Raw genomic sequence first — 21,166 nt, forward strand, 5'->3', positions numbered from 1 at the left:
CGGCAGCGGCGGCGGTGGCCAGCACCAGGGACAGAGCGAGTGCGCTACGACGGATCATGGGAGTTTCTCCTGAGCGGCAAGGGGGCGCCGCTCGCAGGAGGAATAATGCAGAGGCCGTGCCAACTTTTAAGTAATTGATTTTTAAATTAATTTTGTGCTGACATGGCGTCGGCGGCGTCCCCCATCCATCCACACCTGTCCGCTTTGCGGACAGGTGTGGATGGATGGGAGGGGATTGGGGATTGGGGATTCGGGATTGGGGATTCGTAACAGCGCCAGACATCATGTTGCGGCACTCGCTTTGAAGAATCCCCAATCCCGAATCCCCAATCCCGGCGGCGCGCGCCAGCGCGCCGCCTACAACCCATACTCGTCGAGCTTGCGGTACAGGAGCTGGCGATGGATGCCGAGCCGGCGCGCGGCCTCGGCGCGGTTGCCGTGGGCCTGGGTCAGCGCCGCCTGGATCATCTGCCGTTCCAGTTGCGCGATCGCCTGCGGCAGGGTCAGCGCGTCGGTGTCGAGCGCCGTGGGCGTCTCGGCGGGCTGGGCCAGCAGTTCGTCCAGGTCGTGCGCCTCGACCACCGGCGCACGCACCAGCACCTGGCAGCGCTGCATGGCGTTGCGCAACTCGCGCACGTTGCCCGGCCAGGGATAGGCGCGCAGGCGCGCCTGCGCTGCCGTCGACAGGGTCTGCGGGGTGCTGGCGCCGGCGGCGAGGAAGTGCTGGGCGAGCAGCAGGATGTCGTCGCCGCGCTCGCGCAGCGGCGGCAGTTCGATCGGCACCACGTTGAGCCGATAGCGCAGGTCGCTGCGGAAGCGCCCGGCGTCCACCGCCTGCAGCAGGTCGCGGTGGGTGGCGGCGATCACCCGCACGTCCACCTTCTGCGCGCCGTGCCCGCCCAGCGGCGAGACCTCGCCTTCCTGCAGGAAACGCAGCAGCTTGGCCTGCATCGGCAAGGGCATGTCGCCGATCTCGTCGAGGAACAGGGTGCCGCCATCGGCGTCGCGGATCAGGCCGTTGCGGTCGCTCACCGCGCCGGAGAACGCGCCCTTGCGGTAGCCGAACAGCTCGCTCTCCATCAGCTCGGCGGGAATCGCCGCGCAATTGATCGCCACGAACGGCCGCGCGGCACGCGCGCTGGCACGGTGCAGCGCGCGCGCCGCCAGTTCCTTGCCGGTGCCGGTTTCGCCGGTGATGAGCACCGGCAGGTCGGACGCGGCGGCCAGGCCGATGCGCTTGTGCACGGTGCGCATCGCCGCACTGTGGCCGAGCAGCGCGTCGTCTTCCTCTGCGTGCATGGCCGCTGCGGCGTCCGGCGCGGCGTCGCCGCGGCTGCGCAGGGCGCGCTCGACCACCTCGGCGATATCGGCGCGGCCCACCGGCTTGACCAGGTGATCGAAGGCGCCGAGCTTCATCGCCTCGATGGTGTTGCCGCTGGAGGCATGCGCGGTGAGCATCACCAGCGGCACGCGCATGGCCTGCGCATCGTCCTGGCGCGCGCGCATCAGTGCGATGCCGTCCATGCCGGGCATGCGGAAGTCGACGAAGGCCAGGTCGAGCCCACCCTCGCCCAGGCGCGCCAGGCCCTCGCGCGGGTCGGCCACGGCCACGACGTCGTGGCCGAACGAGCGCAGCGTGGCCTGCAGGGTGCTGAGGAAGGCCAGGTCGTCGTCGATGATCAGGATGCGCGCCATGGCAGCTCCAGACTGAACTCGGTGATGCCGTCGCGATGCGCGTAGTGCGCCTCGCCGCCATGGGCGCGGGCGATCTCGCGCACCAGCGCCAGGCCCAGGCCGTTGCCGTCGCTGCGGCCGCTGGCGAACGGTTCGAACAGATGCGCGGCCACCGGCGCCGGCACCGGCTCGCCCTGGTTGCGCACGCGCAGGTGCAGCAGGTCGTTCTCGGCCTGCGCCGCCAACGTGACCTCGGTGCCGGGCGCGGCGTGCTGCAGCGCATTGCGCAGCAGGTTGTGCAGGGCGCGCGCGGCCTGCTGCGGATCCAGCATCCACTGCGCTGGCGTCGCTTGCAGGCGCAGCGCGATCGGCGGTGTCTGCCCGTCCCAGTCGGCCGGGTCCAGCAGCGCCAGCAGCCACGGTTGCAGCGCCACCGTCTGCCGGTGCAGGCGGATCGGCTGGACCATGCCGAGCAGGCTTTCCACCACGCCGTCCAGGCGCTGGATCTGCGCCAGCATCAACTGCGCCTGGGCATCGTCGGCACCGTGCGCGTGCGCGGCGATCTGGTTTTCCAGCGCCAGGCGCAGGGTCGCGATCGGGTTGCGGATTTCGTGCGCCACGGTCGCGGTCATGCGCCCCAGCGCGGCCAGGCGTTCGTGCCGCGACAGCTCCTCGCCGAGCCGGCGGGTCTCGGCCAGCGCCTGCGCGTTGCGCTGCGCGTAGTCGGTGACCGCGGCGCCGAGCCGGTCCAGCTCCGGAGCGCCGGTCTTGGGGATCTGCGGCACCTCGGCCGGCGTCGCCAGGGCCTGCTGGATGCCCTGCAGGCGCTGGCTCCAGCGCCGCACCACCCAGCCCAGCGCCAGCGCCGACACCACCACCAGCGCCAGGATCAGCGCCATGCCCAACGCCAGCGGCAGGCTGGCGGCGGCGTCGCTGGAGGCCACGCGGGTCATGGCCCAGGCCGCGGCATTGCGGTCCAGCGGGCAGGCCGCGATCAGCAGGCTCTCGCGCTGCCCGTCGCGGCGGTAGTCGACCGGGTGCTGCGCCTCCACCCCGCGCTGCACGGTGGACACAATGACGTTGCGCTCGGCCGAGGGCACGTCGGTCTTGTGCTCGGTCCCGTCGTAGGTCGGATAGGCATAGGCGACGAAGCCGCGCTGGCGGTCCCAGAAGCCGCCTTCCACGCCGGCGGCATCGGCCAGCACCAGCTGCGACACCACCGCCGCCAGGCCGGTGCCGTCGCTGCCGTGGGCAGCGGCGCTGGCGCCGTTGTAGCGCTGCACCATGCGCGTGCACACCTCGCGCAACCCGGCCTGCGCGCGTTCGCTGCGCACGCCCTCGCTGTGCCGGTACAGCCCGACCAGCACCACCGCCATGCCCACGCAGGCGGCGACGATGACGATCCAGATCAGCAGCAGTTGCCGCAACAGCGAACGGGGCATGGACGTCCTTGGGCGCAACGGAAGAGGCGGGGCGAACCGCGGCGATCGTAACCGCGCCGCGGTGCCTGCGGCGACTCAGCGCAGGTTGGTCTTGACCAGTTCCAGCACCTCGTCGCCGCGTCCGCTCATCACCGCGCGCAGCAGGTACAGGCCCATGCCCTTGGCCTGTTCCAGCTTGACCGCCGGCGGGATCGCCAGTTCCTGGCTGGCCACGCGCACGTCCACCAGCGCCGGGCCGGGATGCGCGAATGCCTCGCGCAGGGCCGGCTCCAGTTGCGCCGACTCGTCCACGCGCAGACCCAGGATGCCCATGGCGTTGCTCATCGCCGCGAAGTCCGGATTGCTCAGGTCGGTGCCGGTATCCAGGTAGCCGGCCGACTTCATTTCCATCGCCACGAAGCCGAGCGAGCCGTTGTTGTAGACCACCACCTTCACCGGCAGGCCGAGCTGGGCCAGGGTGATGAAATCGCCCATCAACATGGTGAAGCCGCCATCGCCGGACAGCGAGATCACCTGCCGGCGCGGGAACTGCGCCTGCGCGCCCAACGCCTGCGGCATCGCATTGGCCATCGAGCCGTGGTTGAACGAGCCGAGCAGGCGGCGCTGGCCGTTCATGGTCAGGTAGCGCGCGGCCCACACCGTCGGCGTGCCGACGTCGCAGGTGAAGATCGCATCGGCATCAGCCAGCGCATCGACCATGCGCGTGACGAACTGCGGATGCAACGGCTCGCCGGGGGCCGAGGCCACCGCCAGGTCGTCCAGGCCCTCGCGCGCCTTGCGGTAGTGAGCCAGCGACTTCTCCAGGAAGCCGCGGTCCTCGCGACGCTGCAGGCGCGGCAGCAGCGCGGCGATGGTCTCGCGCACGTCGGCGGCGATGCCCAGTTGCAGCGGCGTGCGCCGCCCCAGCGCGGCCGGGTCGTTATCGACCTGCACGATGGTGGCGTCCTTGGGATAGAACTGCCGGTACGGGAAATCGGTGCCGAGCATCAGCAGCGTGTCGCAGTTGAGCATGGCCTGGTAGCCGGAACTGAAGCCGATCAGGCCGGTCATGCCGACGTCGAACGGGTTGTCCCACTCCACATGTTCCTTGCCGCGCAGCGCATGCACGATCGGCGCGCCGAGCGCGTCGGCCAGCGCCACCACCTCGTCGTGCGCGCCGGCACAGCCGCTGCCGCACAGCAAGGTGGTGGCCTTGCTCGCCTGCAGCAGATCGGCCAGCTTCGCCACGTCGGCGTCGGCCGGCAGGATGCGCGGCGCGGCCAGCGCCGGCCACGTCGTCGGCGTGCCCTTGGGCATTTCCTGCAGGGCGACGTCGCCGGGGATCACCACCACCGCCACGCCGCGGCGCAGGATCGCCGTGCGCATCGCCCGCTGCAGCACTTCCGGCATCTGCGCCGGGTTGGTCACCAGTTCGACGTAGTGGCTGCACTCGCGGAACAGTTCCTGCGGGTGGGTTTCCTGGAAATAGCTCAGGCCGATCTCCGAGGACGGGATGTGCGCGGCGATCGCCAGCACCGGCTGATGACTGCGGTGGCAATCGAACAGGCCGTTGATCAGATGCAGGTTGCCCGGCCCGCAACTGCCGGCGCACACCGCCAGCTTGCCGCTGACCGCGGCTTCGGCGCCGGCGGCGAAGGCGGCCACTTCCTCGTGACGCACGTGCATCCACTCGATGCTGTCCATCTGCCGCAGCGCGTCGGTCAGGCCGTTGAGGCTGTCGCCGGTCACGCCCCAGATCCGCTCCACGCCCGCGCTGTGCAGGGTTTCGGCGAGCAGGCGAGCCATGGTCTGCTTGGACATACGTGCTGATCTCCGGTTGGGGAGCGGCATGGTCGCACCGCGCGCGTTACCGACGCGTGGCGCAGCAGATGCACGCCCGTGCCTGCCGCCCCCATGTTCAGCGCACGGTGCGGCTAGTCTTCGCCGCGTGCAGCGGCAGCATCGTGTGCCGCATCGCCATCGTCCTCGTGATAGCGGCCGGGCGTGGCGGCCTTGCCGTGTGCGCCGCCGGCATGCTCGCCGGTGGCGCCGTAGGTGCCGGCCTGACCGAGGTTGGGCTGGCTGCGCCCGCTGCGGTCATCGCCGTGGTCCTGCGGTGTCCGTGCGTGCGGCGACGGCATGGGCTGCGACGGCACGCCGCTGTCGGACGACATATCGCCTTGCGTGCCGCGGTAGGCAGCCTGGCGGACATCGTGCGTGCCGGTGGGAGGTGAAGTGCGCTGGGCCATGACGATCTCCCGCAGAAGCGTGGGAGCGCGTCACGCTAGACCGGCAGGTGTTAGCCAACCCGCAAGGCGCCATGAAGAGCACGCGAGCAAGCACTACGCTGCGAATCCGCACCACCACGCCGCACGCACGTGACCTGCACGCCTGCGCCACCCGTGCTGGCCGACGCTGGCCGCTCCTTCCGCACTGGAGCCCTGCGATGTCCGGTCTACTCTGGAAACTTGCGCTAGCCGGCACGGCTTACGCCGCCATCCGCGCCTATCGCCTCAACACCCACACCACCATGGCCGACGCGGCCTCGTCCATGCCACCAGCCGAACTGGATGACGGTCGGGCCACGCCGCCGCACGGCGACACCCTACAGGGCGCCGAGCGCGCGTCGACAACTGCGACCACAGACGATCCGGACGGCGCCGTGCCGGCCTGATCCCTGCAACGCGCAGCGGCGTGTCGCGCGCTCACCGCCGACACGCTGCTTCCACCGTCCGCAGGGCGCGGGCGTCAGCTCAGCCTTTGGGGCGATCGTGGGTCTCGCGGCCATCGCCGTGGCGCGCATTGCGCGCACGCAGTTCCTCGCTGGCCTTGCGCGCCAGTTCCTCGTATTGCTTGCGGATCTCTTCCAGCCGCTTCTCGTCCAGCTCTTCCAGATCCAGCAGCTCGTTGTTGGCCTTGGCGCTGACCCGGATCAGCTCGTCGAGCTTGATCTGCATCGCCGCGGTGTCGGCGTTCTGGGTGTGCTGGATCAGGAACACCATCAGGAAAGTGATGATGGTGGTGCCGGTGTTGATGACCAGCTGCCAGGTGTCGTTGAAGCCGAACACCGGGCCGCTGAGGCCCCACACCAGCACGATGCATAGCGCGATGCAGAAGGTCCAGGGCGTGCCGGCGGCATACGACGCCTTCTTGGCGACGACGTTGAACAGCTTGGCAGGTTTCATCGCAGGCCCTCGCTCGACGGAAGACGCCTGCACCGCCGCCGGCGCCTGCAGGCGGCTAAGGATGATCGACAGCCTCCCGTGAGCGAGGCGTGCATATCGCGCCAGCGCCGGGCCAATGAAAAAGGCGGGGTCGCCCCCGCCTTTTTGCTTGACCTGTGCGCGAGGCTCAACCGGCCTGTTGCGTCGCCGGCTGCAGCGCCCGCACCGGGCGTGGCCGGCTCGGGAAGGCGTGGCGCAGGATCCGCCACACCACCTGGCCGAACTGCTTGGGCAGCGAGCCGGTGTTGTAGTGCTGGCCGTAGCGCGCGCAGATCTCGCGCACCTGCACCGCCAGCGCCGCATAGCGGTTGGCCGGCACGTCCGGGAAGAAATGGTGCTCGATCTGGTGGCTGAGGTTGCCCGACAGCACGTTCAGCAGCTTGCCGCCGGCCAGGTTGGAGGAACCGCGCAGTTGCCGCAGGTACCAATGGCCGCGCGACTCGTTCTTGATCGACTCCTTGGGGAAGGTCTCGGCGTCGGCGGTGAAGTGGCCGCAGAAGATGATCACGAAGGTCCAGATGCTGCGCAGCACGTTGGCGGCCAGGTTGCCCAGCAGCACCGGCAGGAAGAACGGGCCGGCCAGCGCCGGAAACAGGATGTAGTCCTTGAAGATCTGCCGGCCCATCTTGCGCCCGACCGGCAGGAACGTCCGCTTCAATTCGCCGCGCTTCATCTTGCCGGCCAGCCAGCGGCCCAGGCGCAGGTCCTGGATCGCCACGCCCCATTCGAACAGCAGCGCGAACACCACCGCGATGAACGGCTGCGCCAGGTAGAACGGGCGCCAGCGCTGCTCGGGGAAGATGCGCAGCAGGCCATAGCCGATGTCGTCGTCCATGCCGCGCACGTTGGTGTAGGTGTGGTGCTTGAAGTTGTGCGTCTTGCGCCAGTTGTCGCCGGTGGCGACGATGTCCCACTCGTAGGTGTTGCCGTTCAGGTGCGCATCGCCCATCCAGTCGTACTGGCCATGCATCACGTTGTGGCCTAGTTCCATGTTCTCCAGGATCTTGGACAGGGTCAGCAGCAGCACGCCGGCGATCCACGCCGGCACCAGCACGCTGTGCACGAAGGCGCCGAGGAACAGCAGCGCACGGCCGGCCACGCCGGTGTAGCGCACCGCGGCGACGATGCGGCGGATGTAGCGCGCGTCGCGCGCGCCCAGGTCGGCCAGGGTGCGCATGCGCAGCGCATCCAGTTCGTCGCCGAAGGTCTGCAGTTCGGCCGGGGTGAGTGCGCGGTTGCGGGGAGCCGCCATGGGGAAGTCCTTCAGAGGTCCAGGGTCAGGTCGCTGCTGGCGCTGTTGACGCACAGCTTCAGCGAACCGGGTTCGGCGGCGTGGGCGCCGCTGAGCAGATCACGGGTGATGCCGGCCTGCTTGCCGCAGGCGCAGCTGTTGCAGATGCCCATGCGGCAGCCGTGCTTGGGCCGCAGGCCCTCGGCTTCCAGCGCGGTGAGCAGCGACTGGCCGCGCGGCAGCTGCAGCACGCGGCCGCTGCGCGCCAGGGTCACCGCCACGGTGCCCTGCTCGACATCGGCCGGGGCCGGCGGCGGGCTGAACGCTTCGGCCTGGAAGCGGGCCACGCGGTGCTGCAGGCGCGCGCGCGCCGCCTGCACGAAGCCGCCCGGGCCGCAGGCCAGCACCTGCGCCTGCCCCAGGTCGCCCAGGGTATCCAGCGGCAGCGTGTCCACGCGCGGCGCCGGCGTTTCGCCCTCGCCGGTGATGGCCAGGTGCAGGCGGAAACGCGGATGCGCCGCGGCCAGCGCCTGCAGTTCGTCGCGGAAGCAGACCTGGTCGTGGCGCCGCGCCCAGTACAGCAGGTCGACATCGGCCGGCATGCCGGCATCGGCCAGTTGCCGCAGCAGCGCGCGCATCGGGGTGATGCCGCTGCCGGCGGCCAGCAGCAGCCAGCGGCCGTGCGGCGCGGTCGGCAGCACCATCTCGCCGTAGGCCTGGCCGAGTTCGAACACCTCGCCGATGCGCGCGGCGCCGGCCAGGTACTGGCTGACCCGGCCGCCGTCGACGGTCTTGACCGTGATCGCCAGGCGCCCGCCCGGCAACGGCGTGGGACTGTAGCTGCGCAGCAGCCGGCGGCCGTCGATCTCCACGCCCAGTTCCACGTGCTGGCCGGCGCGCAGGCCGCGCCAGTGGCGGTTGGGCTGCAGCACCAGGGTCACCGCGTCGCTGCTGGCGGCCTCGCGCTGCACCAGACGGGCACGCGGGCGCTGCCAGGTCCACAGCGGATGCAGGCGGGTGGACCAGAAATCGAACACGTCCGGCTTGACCCAGGCGCGCAGGGCGCGGGCGGCAGGGCGGAGCTTGGCGGGACGGCGGGCAGCATTCATGGGGTCCACTATACAGATGAAGATACAGATGTCTATACAGTTGTGCATTCAGCAATGGCGTTATCATCCCCCATTGCCTGGCCCGGTCTGCCCATGACGACGCTCTCCCCTCCCCCGTCCGCGGACACGCCGAACGCCCGCAAGGGTGCGATCTCGCGCGAGGACCTGCTGGCCGCGGCGCTGAAGCTGATCGGGCCGCACCGCAGCGTGTCCACACTGAGCCTGCGCGAGGTGACCCGCGAAGCCGGCATCGCCCCCAACAGCTTCTACCGCCAGTTCCGCGACATGGACGAGCTGGCGGTGGCGCTGATCGACCTGGCCGGCAGCTCGCTGCGCACCATCATCGGCCAGGCGCGGCAGCGTGCCGCCGGAAACCGCCGCAGCATCATCCTCAGTTCCGTTGAGACTTTCATGGAACAGTTGCGCGCCGACGACAAGCTGCTGCACGTCCTGTTACGCGAGGGCACGGTCGGCTCGGACGCGTTCAAACATGCAGTGGACCGCGAGCTGAACTATTTCGAGGACGAACTGCGGGTGGACCTGATCCGCCTGGCCGCGCTGGAAGGCGCGCCGCTGCACGAACCAGCGCTGGTCTCCAAGGCGATCACCCGGCTGGTGTTCGCGATGGGCGCCACCGCGATGGACCTGCCGCCGGAGAAGGATCCGGAACTGATCCGGCAGATCACCGCGATGCTGCGCATGATCATCGTCGGCGCGCGCACGCTCGCCGCCGGCTGAGTTCGCGGCGCCGCAGCGGCGCTCACGCAGACAGTGACCGGCACGGGCGCTTGCCCGCATCGTGACATGCCGCCGACATGGTCTTGGCCCCGGCTTTACCTGCGCCTGCCCACCCTCGTTGGACACTCCCCCAACGAGGCATGCACATGGCCGTTCCAAACTATCCGTCGCCGCCGTTCAAGGCGCAGCAGCAATCCTTTCCCGGCAAGACCCAGGCCATGGATCCGAAACCGGATCACGGTGAAGACAGCTATGTCGGCCACGGCCTGCTGCAGGGCAAGCGCACCCTGATCACCGGCGGCGACAGCGGCATCGGCGCCGCGGTGGCGATCGCCTATGCGCGCGAGGGCGCCGACGTCGCCATCGCCTACCTGCCCGACGAGCAGGACGACGCCGAACGCATTGCCAAGCTGGTGGAGGATGCCGGCGTGCGCGTGCTGCTGCATCCCTGCGACATCAGCGACCGCGCGCAGGCCGAGGCGTTGATCAAGACCGTGACCGACGCCTTCGGCGGCCTCGACGTACTGGTCAACAACGCGGCCTACCAGCGCTATTTCCACAGCTTCGACGAGATCACCCTCGACGAATGGGAGAAAACCTTCGCCACCAACGTGCATGCGCCGTTCCACCTGGTGCGGCTGGCGCTGCCGCACATGCCCGAGGGCGGCTCGATCATCAATACCGCCTCGGTGAACTCGAAGAAGCCCACGCCCAACATCCTGCCGTACTCGGCCACCAAGGGCGCGCTGGCCAACCTGACCATCGGTTTGGCCGGCCTGCTCGCCGAGAAGAAGATCCGCGTCAACGCGGTGCTGCCGGGTCCGATCTGGACGCCGTTCATCCCCACCGGCATGGATGAGGAATCGGTGCGCACCTTCGGCGAGCAGACGCCGTTCGGCCGTCCTGGCCAGCCGGCGGAACTGGCCTCGGCCTATGTGCTGTTGGCTGCGGATACCTCGAGCTATACGTCGGGCACGTTGCTGACCATCTCGGGTGGCGCGGTGACGCTGTAAGGCCGGGAATCGTAAGTGGGGAATCGGGAATGGGAAAAGCGCTGCGGGCTTGCGGCGCTGTAGGTGCGGCTCTGGCCGCGAGAGGCTTTCCCCTGATGTTGTCGCTGTGATCCTCACGCAAGCACACGCATCGCCTGCTGCTGTCTCGTTAGCAGGGCACAGATCCAGCGCACTCCCCTCTTCAGGAGCGGCTTCAGCCGCGACGGGCATTCCCATGAAGGCCTGTCACGACTGAAGCCGCTCCTTCGAGCGCGAGCGCAAAAGACATGCAGCACCCGCGCATCACGCGTATCGCCACCGTGTACATCTCCTCACACGGCATCTCGCACGGCATTCACTCTGCGCTGCAACTGCTCTAACGGCGGCGAGTCTAGGTTGATCGCACAGGGGAAAAACACACGGACGCGCGATGCGATGCAGGTGCGTCGCGCACACCATCTGGAGCGATATCCATGACCCGAAGCAACACCGAACGCTTGTTGAAGTGGCTGCAGGACGCCTACGCCATGGAGCAGGAGGCCAACACCATGCTCACTGCCACCGCCGGCCGCCTGGAGCACTACCCGCAGCTGAAGGCGCGCATCGAGCAGCACGTCAACGAAACCCGCGATCAATCCGAACAGGTCAAGCGCTGCATCGAGATCCTGGACGGCTCGATCCCGACCATCAAGGGCACCGTCGCCAGCGTGATGGCCTCGGTGCACGCCGCCGGCAATTCGATGATGAGCGACGAGGTGGCCAAGAGCCTGGGCGTGAGCTACGCCTTCGAGCATATGGAGATCGCCAGCTACCGTTCCCTGGTGATCGCCGCCAAGGAAGCCGGGCAGACCGAGATCGCCGACATCTGCGCCGCCATCCTCGACCAGGAAATCGCCATGGCCGAGTGGCTGATCGAGCACCAGGAAGCCACGATCCTGGCGTTCCTGAAGCGCGAGCGCACCGAAGGCGAAACCGCCAAGCACTGAGCGCCGTCGTGCATCGCACGACGTGCGCACATTCCCCCGCAGCACCCACCCTTCACCCACCGGAGACTCCCATGGCCGTCAAGACCATCGACGAACTGTTCATCCACGAGCTGTCGGACATCTACAGCGCCGAGAAGCAGCTGACCAAGGCACTGCCGCGGCTGGCACGCGCCTCCACCAACCCGGCGCTGCGCGCGGCGTTCGAAGCGCACCTGGAAGAAACCCAGGGCCAGATCGAACGCATCGACCAGATCGTCGAAAAGGGCAACCTGCGCCTGAAGCGGATCAAGTGCGCCGCCATGGAAGGCCTGGTGGAAGAAGGCAAGGAAGTGATCGAGTCGATCGAAGCCGGCCCGGTGCGCGATGCCGCGTTGATCGGCGGCGCGCAGAAGGTCGAGCATTACGAGATCGCCTCCTACGGCACACTTGCCGCCATGGCCAAGCAGTTGGGCATGGACGATGCGTTGAGCCTGCTGCTGGAAACGCTCAATGAAGAGAAGTCCACCGACGAGAAGCTGACCCTGCTGGCCGAGCAGGGGGACAACGAAGAAGCGGCACGCAAGCGCAAGGCGGCCTGACCGCCCCGGCTGCGGCCCGCCAGCGCGGGTCGCAGCATCCAAGACGCCTGTCCCCCACGCGCGGCCGTCGGTCGCGCCATTGCGTCGTCACGACGTTCGGGCGGCACTCCAGGAGAACCCCATGTTCATGCACAACAAGCGGCTGATGTACACGGTCCGCGTGGCACAACCCGATCCGGCGCTGGCCTCGCTGATGCTGGAACAGTTCGGCGGCCCGCAAGGCGAGCTTGCCGCGGCGATGCGCTACTTCACCCAGGCCATCGGCGAGGTCGATCCCGGCCGCAAGGATCTGCTGTACGACATCGCCACCGAGGAGCTCAGCCACCTGGAAATCATCGGCTCGATCATCGCCATGCTCAATCAGGGGCCGAAGGCCGTGCTGTCCGAAGGCATGGCCGAGGTCGAGGACATGCGCAACCTCACCCGCAACAACAACACCAGCCAGACCCAGCAGATTCTCTACGGCGGCGGCCCGGCGCTGGTCAATTCCAGTGGCGTGCCGTGGAGCGCGGCCTACGTGGACAGTATCGGCGAGCCGACGGCCGACCTGCGCTCCAACATCGCCGCCGAAGCGCGCGCCAAGATCGTCTACGAGCGCCTGATCAACGTCACCGACGATCCGGGCATCGTCGATGCGCTGACCTTCCTGATGACCCGCGAAGTGGCGCACCAGAAGTCCTTCGAGAAGGCGCTGTACGCGATCGAGCCCAACTTCCCGCCAGGCAAACTGCCGGGCGATCCGGCCTTCACCGACCGCTACTACGACATGTCGCAGGGCGACGGCGACATGCAGGGGCCCTGGAACAGCGGCAGCCAATGGGAGTCCATTGCCGACCGCAATCGCCAGGTGGCGGTGGATGGCGGCAGCGGGATGCCCAGCGTGGGCCTGAGTGAACTGGAACAGAGCGCAGTGCAGGCGCTGGCGGCGCGTACGCTGTCGCAGCCGGACAGCGACTCGACCACCGGTGCCGACCTGGGTGCCGGCCCCGTCGCCGGCTCGACCAAGGGCAGCGTGGCGCGCTAACGCGCCATTGCAGGCCGCCCTCGCACGAACGCCGCGATGCGCAAGCATCGCGGCGTTCGTGCGAGAGAGCATGGGCTGTGATCGCCCCTTTCGCGGCAACCCCCGTTCAGTCGCCGGTCTGCCGGTGCGGCGCATGCACCGGCTTGGATTGCCAGCCCCAGCGAGATGCATGACCTCATCGCGCGTTCGCCAGCCCCTGGAATGCAACGACTGGGCGAACACGGCGTGGCGGCAGGCGCCACCACGCCGCACTGGCTCAGAACTCTTCCCACTCCGCGCTGTCCGCCGGCACGCCCTGGATCGGGCGTGGCTTGGCCGCCGCTTGCCGCACCGGGACCGTCGGCTTGGGCTTGGTGGCGACGGCGACAGCCCGCACCGCCGGCCTGGCCGGCTGCGGCCTTGCCGCGATCGCTGGTGCCACGCTGATGGCGGCGCCGCCGGCGAGGCGGAACACCGCCACCGCGCGTGCCAGTTCCGCCGCCTGGTCTTCCATGCTCTTGGCCGCCGCGCTGGCTTCTTCCACCAATGCCGCGTTCTGCTGGGTGCCCTCGTCCAGCTGCATCACCGTCTTGCTGACCTGGTCGATGCCCGCGCTCTGCTCGGCGCTGGCCGCGGAGATCTCGGCCATGATGTCGGTGACCCGCTTCACCGAGGCGACCACCTCGGTCATGGTGGTGCCGGCGCGGTTGACCAGGGTCGAGCCCTGCTCCACTTCCTGCACCGAGTCGGAGATCAGGGCCTTGATCTCCTTGGCCGCCGCCGCCGAACGCTGCGCCAGCGTGCGCACTTCCGAGGCCACCACGGCGAAGCCGCGGCCCTGTTCGCCGGCGCGCGCCGCTTCCACCGCCGCATTGAGCGCGAGGATGTTGGTCTGGAAGGCGATGCCGTCGATCACGCCGATGATGTCGGCGATGCGCGCGGACGCGGCGCTGATCGAGGCCATGGTCGCCACCACTTCCTCCACGGCGCGGCCGCCGTGCTCGGCCACCTCGCCGGTGCTCAGCACCAGCTGGTTGGCCTGGCGCGCGCTGTCGGCGTTCTGCTTCACGGTGGACGTCAGCTCCTCCATCGAGGCGGCGGTTTCTTCCAGGCTGGCCGCCTGCTGCTCGGTGCGCACCGACAGGTCGCTGTTGCCGCTGGCGATCTCGCTGGCGGCGGTGTTGATCGAGCCGACCGCGCGCTGGATGCCCTGCACGATGCCGGTCAGTTGCTCGGCGGTGCGGTTGGCGGCGTCGGCGAGCTTGCCGAACGCGCCTTCGTAGCGTACGTCCACGCGCTGCGACAGGTCGCCATCGGCGATCGCCCCCATGATCCGGCCGACGTCGGCCAGGCCGCTGTCGGCCTGGCGCATCAGCCGGTTCAGCGCTTCCACCATTTCCTTGAACGCGAACGCGTAGCGCGCCTCGTCGCCACGTGCAGTGAAGTCGCCGCGGGCGGCCGCGTCGGCCAGCCGCGCGATGTCGCCGTTGACCGCCGACAGGTTGGCCTTGACCACGTCCAGCGCCTCGTGCAGCGCGGCGCGCTGTCCCGGCAGCCGACGCATGTCGCGGCGCAGGTCGCCGCGGCCGTACTCGTCCATGATCGCCATCGCCTCGACGATCGCGTCCAGGTGCTCGAACAGCGCGGTGTTCATGCCGTGCGCGAGCGTGCCGTAGTCGCCGGGGAAGTCCTCCGGCATGCGGTGGCTGATGTCCTCGCCCTGCTGCAGCCGCACCAGGGTCTGCATCTCGCCGTTGAAGCGCTGCAGCTGGGTCTGCATCTGCTGCATGCTGGTCATCAACTGCCCGGTCTCGTCGCGCGACTCGACCTTGATCGGATTGTCGAAGCGGCCCGAGGCGATCGCTTCGGCGGTGCGCGTGGCGCCGCGCAGCGGCGCGACGATGGCGCCGGCGATCAGCCAGCACAGGCCCACGACCAGCGCCACCAGGCCACCACCGATCACCGTAAGGATCTTGGTGAAGCCCATCGCCTGGGCCTGGATGTCCTCGGCATACACGCCCATCGCCAGCACCCAGTTCCACTGCGGGTACAGCGCGGCGTAGCTGATCTTCGGCAGCTGCACCGACTTGCCGGGCTTGGGCGCGGTGTAGTAGCTGAAACCGTCGCCGCTGCGCACCGCCGTCTGGATGTCGCGGTACACGTACTCGCCGGCATCGCTCCTGTAGCCGCTCATGTCGGTGCCGACCGCACGCTTGGGATGCATGACGATGCGCATCTGCGGGTCGACGATGAAGAAGTAGTCCACGCCGCCGTTGGTCTTCATGTCGGCCAGCGCGCCCTTGGCCGCTGCCTGCGCCTGCGCCTCGGTCATCTCGCCGCGCTTGGCCAGATCGGCGTAGTGCTGCATCACGCTCAGGCCCATGTCGACCTGGGTCTTGACGCTTTGCTTGCGCGCATCGATCAGGTTGAGATATTGCAGGCGCGCTGCGGCAACGGCGAGCAGGATCACGCCGAGCGCGATCAGCGTGCACAGCACGACGAACTTGCGCGCCATCGGCAGATTGGCGATATGGCGGCGCAGAAATTGGATGGGATTCATGGCGTAGAAAGCAGAGAACGGAATTTTGTATCGGCCAGCGCGCGCTCGAACTTGAACTGCGAAGTGCTTCGCCAGAGCAACGCGCACCACAGTTTCACGCTGCAGCCGTCTTCCGTCAGGCCAGTGCGGCATCCATCGGCGCGCTCGCAGACGGCACGCCGGCGGCGTGCGGCTCCCACACCAGGCGATGGAAATCGAAGCCCTGCTGCAAGCGCGGCTTGACCACGTTGAAGTACGGCGAGACGTCGAAATCGCGAGGCAGCGTCAGGCTGTGATGGCGCGGATGCAGGATCTCCGCGTCTTCTCCGGCATCGCTTCCCGTCGGCGGCGCCTGGTCGATTTCCGGCAGGATGGGATAGCGGATCGCGCCGAACGCCTGCGCCAGCAACGTCGAGCAGATCGCCCGGGTCGGCTCGCCGCTGCCCAGCTCCAGGAAGCGCCGCTTCACCGACGACGGCAGCGGCGGCGTGCGGATCAGGTAGCGCGCCAGATCGAAGATGTTCTTCAGGTCGTAGCTGTTGCCGACCCGCGAGACCATGTACTCCACCACGGTCTCGATCTCCTGCGCGCTTAACCCCACCGGACGGCAGATGCGGGTGTGCAGGCCGGCGAACTCGCTCAATCCCACCAGGCGCACGCCGACGTTGATGTCGACATCGCAGAACAGCGGCGCTTCCTCGCCGGGAAGCGCGGCCACGTGGTCGCCGATGTACAGCGCCGCGTGCGACCAGGTGGACTGGCTCAGGTACTTGATGGCGGTGGAGAAGCGGCTGTTGCCCTCGACCAGCAGCACGTCGCCCTTGCGCAGGGTGGCACGCAACAGTTGCGGCGGGCTGGTCGGCAGTTGCGAGCCATGGCGGCGCGGCTTGGACAGGAACTTGGCCAGGTGGCGGCCCAGCAAACGTGGCAAGGACAGCATGCGCGTTCCCCCGAGGGACGGCCGCTTCGGCGAAACGGCTCCGCTATCCGCAATGGCGGCCATGCGCTGGATTTCTTGAATGGCGTGCCGGCGCCAGCGACCGGCTCACGGTTGCCGCAGGATCGACAGCTCCACGAACTGCGCGCTGCTGGAACGCAGGTAGACCGCATAGCGGCCACGGCCCGGCACTTGCACCAGAAAGCGGTCTCCCGGCACCGGCTGGAGCTTGTCGACCGCGGCCGCACCCAGCGGCGCGATCCGCAGCCGCACCTTGGCATCGTCCTGCGCTGGCGTGAGATTGGCGATGGTCAGCGCGCCATCGAAGAGGGTGCGGCTCTCGCCCGGCAACAGACTCAGCATCAGCGACATCGCCGCGGCCTTGGCGTCGCAGGCACCGGCCTGCGCCTCGGCCAGCTGCCGCTGCAGCGGCTTGACCTCCACGTACTGCACGAAGCCGTAGGTCGCGCCGATCACCACCAGCACTGCCGAGACCTCGGCGGCGGTGCGCTTGAACGAGAGTGCTTGCCACCATGTCTGCGCCGGCGGGGGCGGCGTCTGTCGGGTCGTTCGAGCCATGCATCACGGTATCGATGCCGCCATGCCGCTGTCTGCCAGCACGGCTGACATCACCGCGTAAGGCCGCGTTCGTCTACCTGGCGATACAGACGCGACGCCACGTGCCTTGCGATAGGCGCCGCCCCAAGCACGGACATCGCGCGATGGCGCGGCATGGTCTCGCGCCTGCGCAACTCCCAGCAGGCGATGACGCGTCTTTCGGAGGTTTCGAAACCACGGATCGTCGACGCGCAGGGCGAACCGCCCACGCATGTTGCGCCGCAACTTGACGCATCGAGCGCCCGGGCGGAGTCTTGGCATGAAATTTCGAAATTATTTTCGCAATCCGAAATTCACTTGTCAAGCGACAGGATCAGGCGGGTCGAGCAAGCTGGCGATTCCCCCGGGTCCTCCAGGAACTGCAGATGATCAAGACGACTTCCCAGCGCGCGGCCAGCGCCGCGCCCGACGATGGCGACGAGGCCGGGGACAAGAAGCTGCGCAGCACCGTGCAGTCGCTGGCCAAGGGCTTTCGCGTGCTCGAGGCGTTCTCGTCCGAGCACGAGGAACTGTCGCTGAGCCAGATCGCGGCCCTGGCCCGGCTCGATCCCGGCACCACCTTCCGCATGCTCAACACCCTGGTCGAGCTGGGCTACGTGCACCGCGTGCCGGAGAGCCGCCGCTTCCGCCTGACCCTGAAGGTGCTCGACCTCGGCTTCCACGCCATCGCCCGCCGCGATCTGCGCAGCGTGGTGCGGCCGCTGCTGCGCACGCTGGTCAGCGACGTCAACGAAGCGGCCAGCTTCGCGGTGCTGCAAGGCCCCGACGTGCTCTACATCGAGCGCGTGCGCGCCGGCATCACCCGCCTGGGCGTGGACATCCGCATCGGCACCACGGTGCCCAGCACCCGTACGGCGATCGGCCTGGCGATGCTGGCGCACCTGGCGCCGGCGGAAGTGACGCGGGTGACCGGGGTCGACGTGCAGGGTGCGCAGACGCCGGAGATCGCCACGATCCGGCGCACCTTCGACAGCATCCGCCGCGACCGCTACGTGATCCTGGAGTCGATGCTGACCGAGGGCCTGCGCGTGCTGGCGGTCCCGGTGCTGGATGCGGACGACTATCCGCTCGGCGCGATCAGTGTCGCCGCGCCGTCGGTGCGCACCAGCCACGCCGAACTGCTGGAGACCGCCCTGCAGCCGACGCTACTGGCCGCCAAGGACATCGCCTTCGCGATCCAGGCCAGCGGGAGTGTTGCCGTGACCGCCCCCAGCACCTGATCCGCGCGGGCCACCGCCCGGCCCTCCCTGTCGGTCTCGCTGCGTGGACGCTTCGGCGCCCGCGTCGGGGTCCCCTTGTCCTGCGAAAGGCAGCCACGATGCTCATGCCCACCACAGCCCCTGCCCCCACCGCCAACGCCACCGCCCGCACCCCGTCCATCGCCGAGGCGCAGGCGGAGATCGGCGCACGCCTCGAACGCCTGCCGATCACCCGCAAGGTGTGGTGGGCGCGCAACATCGTCGGCGCCGCCACGTTCTTCGACGGCTACACGGTGATCGCCATCGCCTACGCGATGCCGGTGCTGACCAAGGAATGGCAGCTGTCGCCGGCACAGATCGGCACGATCCTGTCGGCCGGCTACCTGGGCCAACTGCTGGGCTCGGTGTTCTTCGGCTGGCTGGCCGAGCGCATCGGCCGCCTGCACGTGCTGCTGTTCACCATCCTGCTGTTCGTGTCGATGGACGTGGCCTGCCTGTTCGCCGGCAGCGCCGCGACGATGATCGCGTTCCGCTTCGTCCAGGGCATCGGCACCGGCGGCGAGGTGCCGGTGGCCAGCGCCTACATCAACGAACTGATCGGTTCGAAGAAGCGCGGCCGCTTCTTCCTGCTGTACGAGGTGATGTTCCTGCTCGGCCTGGTCGCCGCTGGCGGCATCGGCTACTTCCTGGTGCCGGCCTACGGCTGGAAAGCGATGTTCATGGTCGGGCTGATCCCTGCGGCGATCATGATTCCGCTGCGTTTCTTCATGTTCGAATCGCCGCGCTGGCTGGCCTCCAAGGGCCGCTACGCCAAGGCCGACGCGATCGTGGCCGAACTGGAGCGCAGCGCCGAGCGCCGCCATGGCCCGTTGCCGGCGCCAGCCTTCGACCGCACTGCGCTGCCCGAGGCGCAGCGCTCGGACTGGCGCGAGCTGTTCGGCAGCGTCTATCGCAAGCGCACCCTGGTGATCTGGAGCCTGTGGTTCTGCTCCTACCTGGTGGCCAACGGCATCATCACCTGGCTGCCGACGCTGTACCGCACGCACTTCGGGCTGTCGCTGCAGCAGAGCATCGCCTATGGCTTCTTCACCTCGCTGGCCGGCGTCGCCGCCGCAGTGGCCTGCGCGCTGTCGATCGACAAGGTCGGACGCAAGCGCTGGTATGGGCTGGCGTTCGTGGCCGGCGGCGTGCCGCTGCTGGCGCTGGCGGCGCTCGGCGGCACCTCGGCGCCGCAGGTGCTGGTGTTCGCGGCGCTCGGCTACGCCGCGGTGCAGACCATCACCTTCTCGCTGTACCTGTATTCGGCCGAGCTCTACCCCACCCGCATCCGCGCCATCGGCACCGGACTGGGCAGCGCCTGGCTGCGCCTGGGCTCGGCCTGCGGGCCGCTGCTGGTCGGCGCGGTCATCGCCGGACTCGGCATCCGCTACGTGTTCGCCGCCTTCGCTGCCGTGCTGCTGGCCGGCGCCGTCGTGACCTGGCGCTTCGCCCTGGAAACCAAGGGCAAATCGCTGGAGCAGCTGTCGCCCTGAGCGTATCGCCGGCACTGCCGCCGGCGCATCGCACCACACCTCCGCACCACCCCCGTCGGACCCCGCGTTCGATTCCATCCCCCGTTGATCCAAAGAAGAGGAAATGAGCATGAGCACTATCGACCTGAAAGGCCTGGTCCCCGCCCCGGTCACCCCGTTCACCCGCGACGGCGCCGTCGACTATCCCGCGATCAAGCGCATCGGCGCCTGGCTCGGCGGCATCAACGGGGTCAAGGGCCTGACCGTGCTCGGCCACGCCGGCGAAGGCACGTTCCTGGAGCGCGACGAACAGGCCAAGGTGATCACCGCCTTCCGCGACGCCGTCGACGGCCGCATCCCGATCATCGCCGGCATCACCCTGGAAGGCACCCGCGTCGCCGCCGACGAAGCCAAGCGCGCGGTCGCCGCCGGCGCCTCCGCCGGCCTGATCTATCCGTCGCACGGCTGGCTGCGCTTCGGCTACCAGAAGGGCGCGCCGCAGGACCGCTACAAGGCCATCCACGAGGCCAGCGGGCTGCCGATGATCCTGTTCCAGTACCCGGACGCGACCAAGGCCACCTACGACCTGGAGACGTTGCTGGAGATCGCCGCGCTGCCGGGCGTGGTCGCGATGAAGAACGGCGTGCGCAACATGAAGCGCTGGGACACCGAGATCCCGGTGTTCCGCAAGGAGCGCCCGCACGTGCCGGTGCTGACCTGCCACGACGAGTATCTGCTGCACACCATGTTCGACGTGGATGGCGCGCTGGTGGGCTACGGCTGCATCGCCCCGGAGCCGCTGCTGGAGATGATCGCCGCGGGCAAGGCCAAGGACTATGCCAAGGCGCGCGCACTGCACGACCGCCTGCTGCCGGTGACCAAGAGCGTCTATCACCGCGGCTCGCACATGGAAGGCTCGGTGGCGCTGAAGTGGGCGCTGGTCGCGCGCGGCCTGCTCGATCACGCCACGGTGCGTTCGCCGCTGCTGCCGCTGGCCGAGGGCGCCGACAAGGAGATCGCCGCGGCGATGGCCGCCGCCGGCCTCGGCAAGGTGGGCTGACCCGCACGGGTTGCCTCCAGCTCGATGGGCCGCGCAGTTGCGCGGCCCATCCGCTGCGGCGATGGCGTGCGCCTCGGCGCCGCGCAACGCGTTCCGGTCTGCCCTCGCGTGTCTTTGCCGGTCCCCCCACAGGTCTGCACACAGGCGTGCCCGTCGCCGACGGACGCGACGCCGTGCTGCGGCTCCACGACCGGAAGGTGTCTTCCCTTCGCGCACTGCCGCGTCGCCGCGCACCCACCGCGCACGTCCGGCGAGTGCTTCGTCTCGTCCGTGGAGCGTCCCATGTCCCGTTCTCTTTCCTGCGTCTCGTTGCTGGCGGCGGCCGCCGCCCTGCCGGCCTCCGCCA

18 protein-coding genes and 1 pseudogene are annotated in these 21,166 nt (G+C 68.9%); 9 read left to right on the top strand and 10 right to left on the bottom strand.

The window, feature by feature from the left end:
* Positions 1-357 precede the first annotated feature (357 nt).
* The 4 genes from D588_RS0108670 to D588_RS0108685 all read right to left on the bottom strand — a co-directional run bounded on the left by D588_RS0108670 (position 358) and on the right by D588_RS0108685 (position 5,344).
* A complete protein-coding gene (locus D588_RS0108670) occupies positions 358-1,695 on the bottom strand; it encodes a sigma-54 dependent transcriptional regulator (RefSeq protein ID WP_017915686.1) in 1,338 nt (445 codons plus the stop codon).
* The gene (locus tag D588_RS0108675; RefSeq protein WP_017915687.1) at positions 1,680-3,116 is read right to left on the bottom strand and encodes a HAMP domain-containing sensor histidine kinase; all 1,437 of its coding nucleotides are present in this window, start codon (positions 3,114-3,116) and stop codon (positions 1,680-1,682) included. Before D588_RS0108675 ends, D588_RS0108670 begins: the two co-directional genes overlap by 16 nt.
* 75 nt (positions 3,117-3,191) lie before the next feature.
* Positions 3,192-4,901, bottom strand: a complete 1,710-nt coding sequence (gene poxB, locus D588_RS0108680) for a ubiquinone-dependent pyruvate dehydrogenase (protein ID WP_026143522.1) — start codon at positions 4,899-4,901, stop codon at positions 3,192-3,194.
* 128 nt (positions 4,902-5,029) lie between these two features.
* Positions 5,030-5,344 carry a hypothetical protein gene (locus D588_RS0108685; RefSeq protein WP_026143523.1) on the bottom strand — a complete coding sequence of 105 codons (315 nt, stop codon included), beginning with the start codon at positions 5,342-5,344 and terminating at the stop codon, positions 5,030-5,032.
* 197 nt (positions 5,345-5,541) lie between these two features.
* On the opposite strand from D588_RS0108685, the gene D588_RS0108690 reads away from it, so the two are divergent.
* Positions 5,542-5,769, top strand: a complete 228-nt coding sequence (locus tag D588_RS0108690) for a hypothetical protein (RefSeq protein ID WP_017915690.1) — start codon at positions 5,542-5,544, stop codon at positions 5,767-5,769.
* Between the two features lie 79 nt (positions 5,770-5,848).
* On the opposite strand, the gene D588_RS0108695 is transcribed toward D588_RS0108690, so the two are convergent.
* From D588_RS0108695 to D588_RS0108705, 3 genes are all read right to left on the bottom strand, one after another.
* Positions 5,849-6,280 carry a low affinity iron permease family protein gene (locus D588_RS0108695; RefSeq protein WP_017910123.1) on the bottom strand — a complete coding sequence of 144 codons (432 nt, stop codon included), beginning with the start codon at positions 6,278-6,280 and terminating at the stop codon, positions 5,849-5,851.
* A gap of 166 nt (positions 6,281-6,446) precedes the next feature.
* Positions 6,447-7,571 (bottom strand): acyl-CoA desaturase, encoded by a 1,125-nt coding sequence (locus D588_RS0108700; RefSeq protein ID WP_017915691.1) that lies wholly within the window; start codon positions 7,569-7,571, stop codon positions 6,447-6,449.
* 11 nt (positions 7,572-7,582) lie between these two features.
* Positions 7,583-8,659, bottom strand: a complete 1,077-nt coding sequence (locus tag D588_RS0108705; protein WP_017915692.1) for a ferredoxin reductase — start codon at positions 8,657-8,659, stop codon at positions 7,583-7,585.
* A gap of 93 nt (positions 8,660-8,752) precedes the next feature.
* Here D588_RS0108705 and fabR point away from each other — a divergent pair, with 93 nt between their 5' ends.
* The 5 genes from fabR (at position 8,753) to D588_RS0108735 (ending at position 12,977) form a co-directional block, all read left to right on the top strand.
* On the top strand, positions 8,753-9,397 hold the full coding sequence (fabR, locus tag D588_RS0108710; RefSeq protein WP_017912841.1) for an HTH-type transcriptional repressor FabR: 645 nt from the start codon (positions 8,753-8,755) through the stop codon (positions 9,395-9,397).
* A 146-nt stretch (positions 9,398-9,543) separates the two neighbouring features.
* Positions 9,544-10,410 (top strand): SDR family oxidoreductase, encoded by an 867-nt coding sequence (locus D588_RS0108715; RefSeq protein ID WP_017915693.1) that lies wholly within the window; start codon positions 9,544-9,546, stop codon positions 10,408-10,410.
* 452 nt (positions 10,411-10,862) lie between these two features.
* The gene (locus tag D588_RS0108725) at positions 10,863-11,375 is read left to right on the top strand and encodes a ferritin-like domain-containing protein (protein WP_017910118.1); all 513 of its coding nucleotides are present in this window, start codon (positions 10,863-10,865) and stop codon (positions 11,373-11,375) included.
* Between the two features lie 71 nt (positions 11,376-11,446).
* Entirely contained in the window at positions 11,447-11,953 is a 507-nt protein-coding gene (locus D588_RS0108730) for a ferritin-like domain-containing protein (RefSeq protein WP_017915694.1), read from the top strand.
* Positions 11,954-12,074: 121 nt separating this feature from the next.
* Complete coding sequence (locus D588_RS0108735) at positions 12,075-12,977, top strand: manganese catalase family protein (protein ID WP_017915695.1); 903 nt, start codon at positions 12,075-12,077, stop codon at positions 12,975-12,977.
* 442 nt (positions 12,978-13,419) lie between these two features.
* On the opposite strand, the pseudogene D588_RS24345 reads toward D588_RS0108735, so the two are convergent.
* The 3 genes and pseudogenes from D588_RS24345 to D588_RS24350 all read right to left on the bottom strand — a co-directional run.
* Positions 13,420-15,498, bottom strand: a pseudogene (locus tag D588_RS24345) (methyl-accepting chemotaxis protein); the annotation flags it as partial.
* Between the two features lie 133 nt (positions 15,499-15,631).
* Positions 15,632-16,435, bottom strand: coding sequence for a YiiX/YebB-like N1pC/P60 family cysteine hydrolase (locus D588_RS0108745; RefSeq protein ID WP_017915697.1), 804 nt, complete (start codon positions 16,433-16,435; stop codon positions 15,632-15,634).
* Positions 16,436-16,540: 105 nt separating this feature from the next.
* The gene (locus tag D588_RS24350; protein ID WP_039728364.1) at positions 16,541-17,011 is read right to left on the bottom strand and encodes a hypothetical protein; all 471 of its coding nucleotides are present in this window, start codon (positions 17,009-17,011) and stop codon (positions 16,541-16,543) included.
* Between the two features lie 404 nt (positions 17,012-17,415).
* On the opposite strand from D588_RS24350, the gene D588_RS0108755 reads away from it, so the two are divergent.
* From D588_RS0108755 to D588_RS0108765, 3 genes are all read left to right on the top strand, one after another.
* Positions 17,416-18,270, top strand: coding sequence for an IclR family transcriptional regulator (locus tag D588_RS0108755; protein WP_017910111.1), 855 nt, complete (start codon positions 17,416-17,418; stop codon positions 18,268-18,270).
* A gap of 104 nt (positions 18,271-18,374) precedes the next feature.
* A complete protein-coding gene (locus D588_RS0108760; RefSeq protein ID WP_232764261.1) occupies positions 18,375-19,781 on the top strand; it encodes an MFS transporter in 1,407 nt (468 codons plus the stop codon).
* Positions 19,782-19,890: 109 nt separating this feature from the next.
* Positions 19,891-20,820: a dihydrodipicolinate synthase family protein gene (locus D588_RS0108765; RefSeq protein WP_026143524.1), complete on the top strand. Its 930-nt coding sequence runs from the start codon at positions 19,891-19,893 to the stop codon at positions 20,818-20,820.
* Positions 20,821-21,166: the final 346 nt, after the last annotated feature.

Source organism: Xanthomonas sp. SHU 308 (assembly GCF_000364645.1).
Classification (GTDB): Bacteria; Pseudomonadota; Gammaproteobacteria; order Xanthomonadales; family Xanthomonadaceae; genus Xanthomonas_A; species Xanthomonas_A sontii.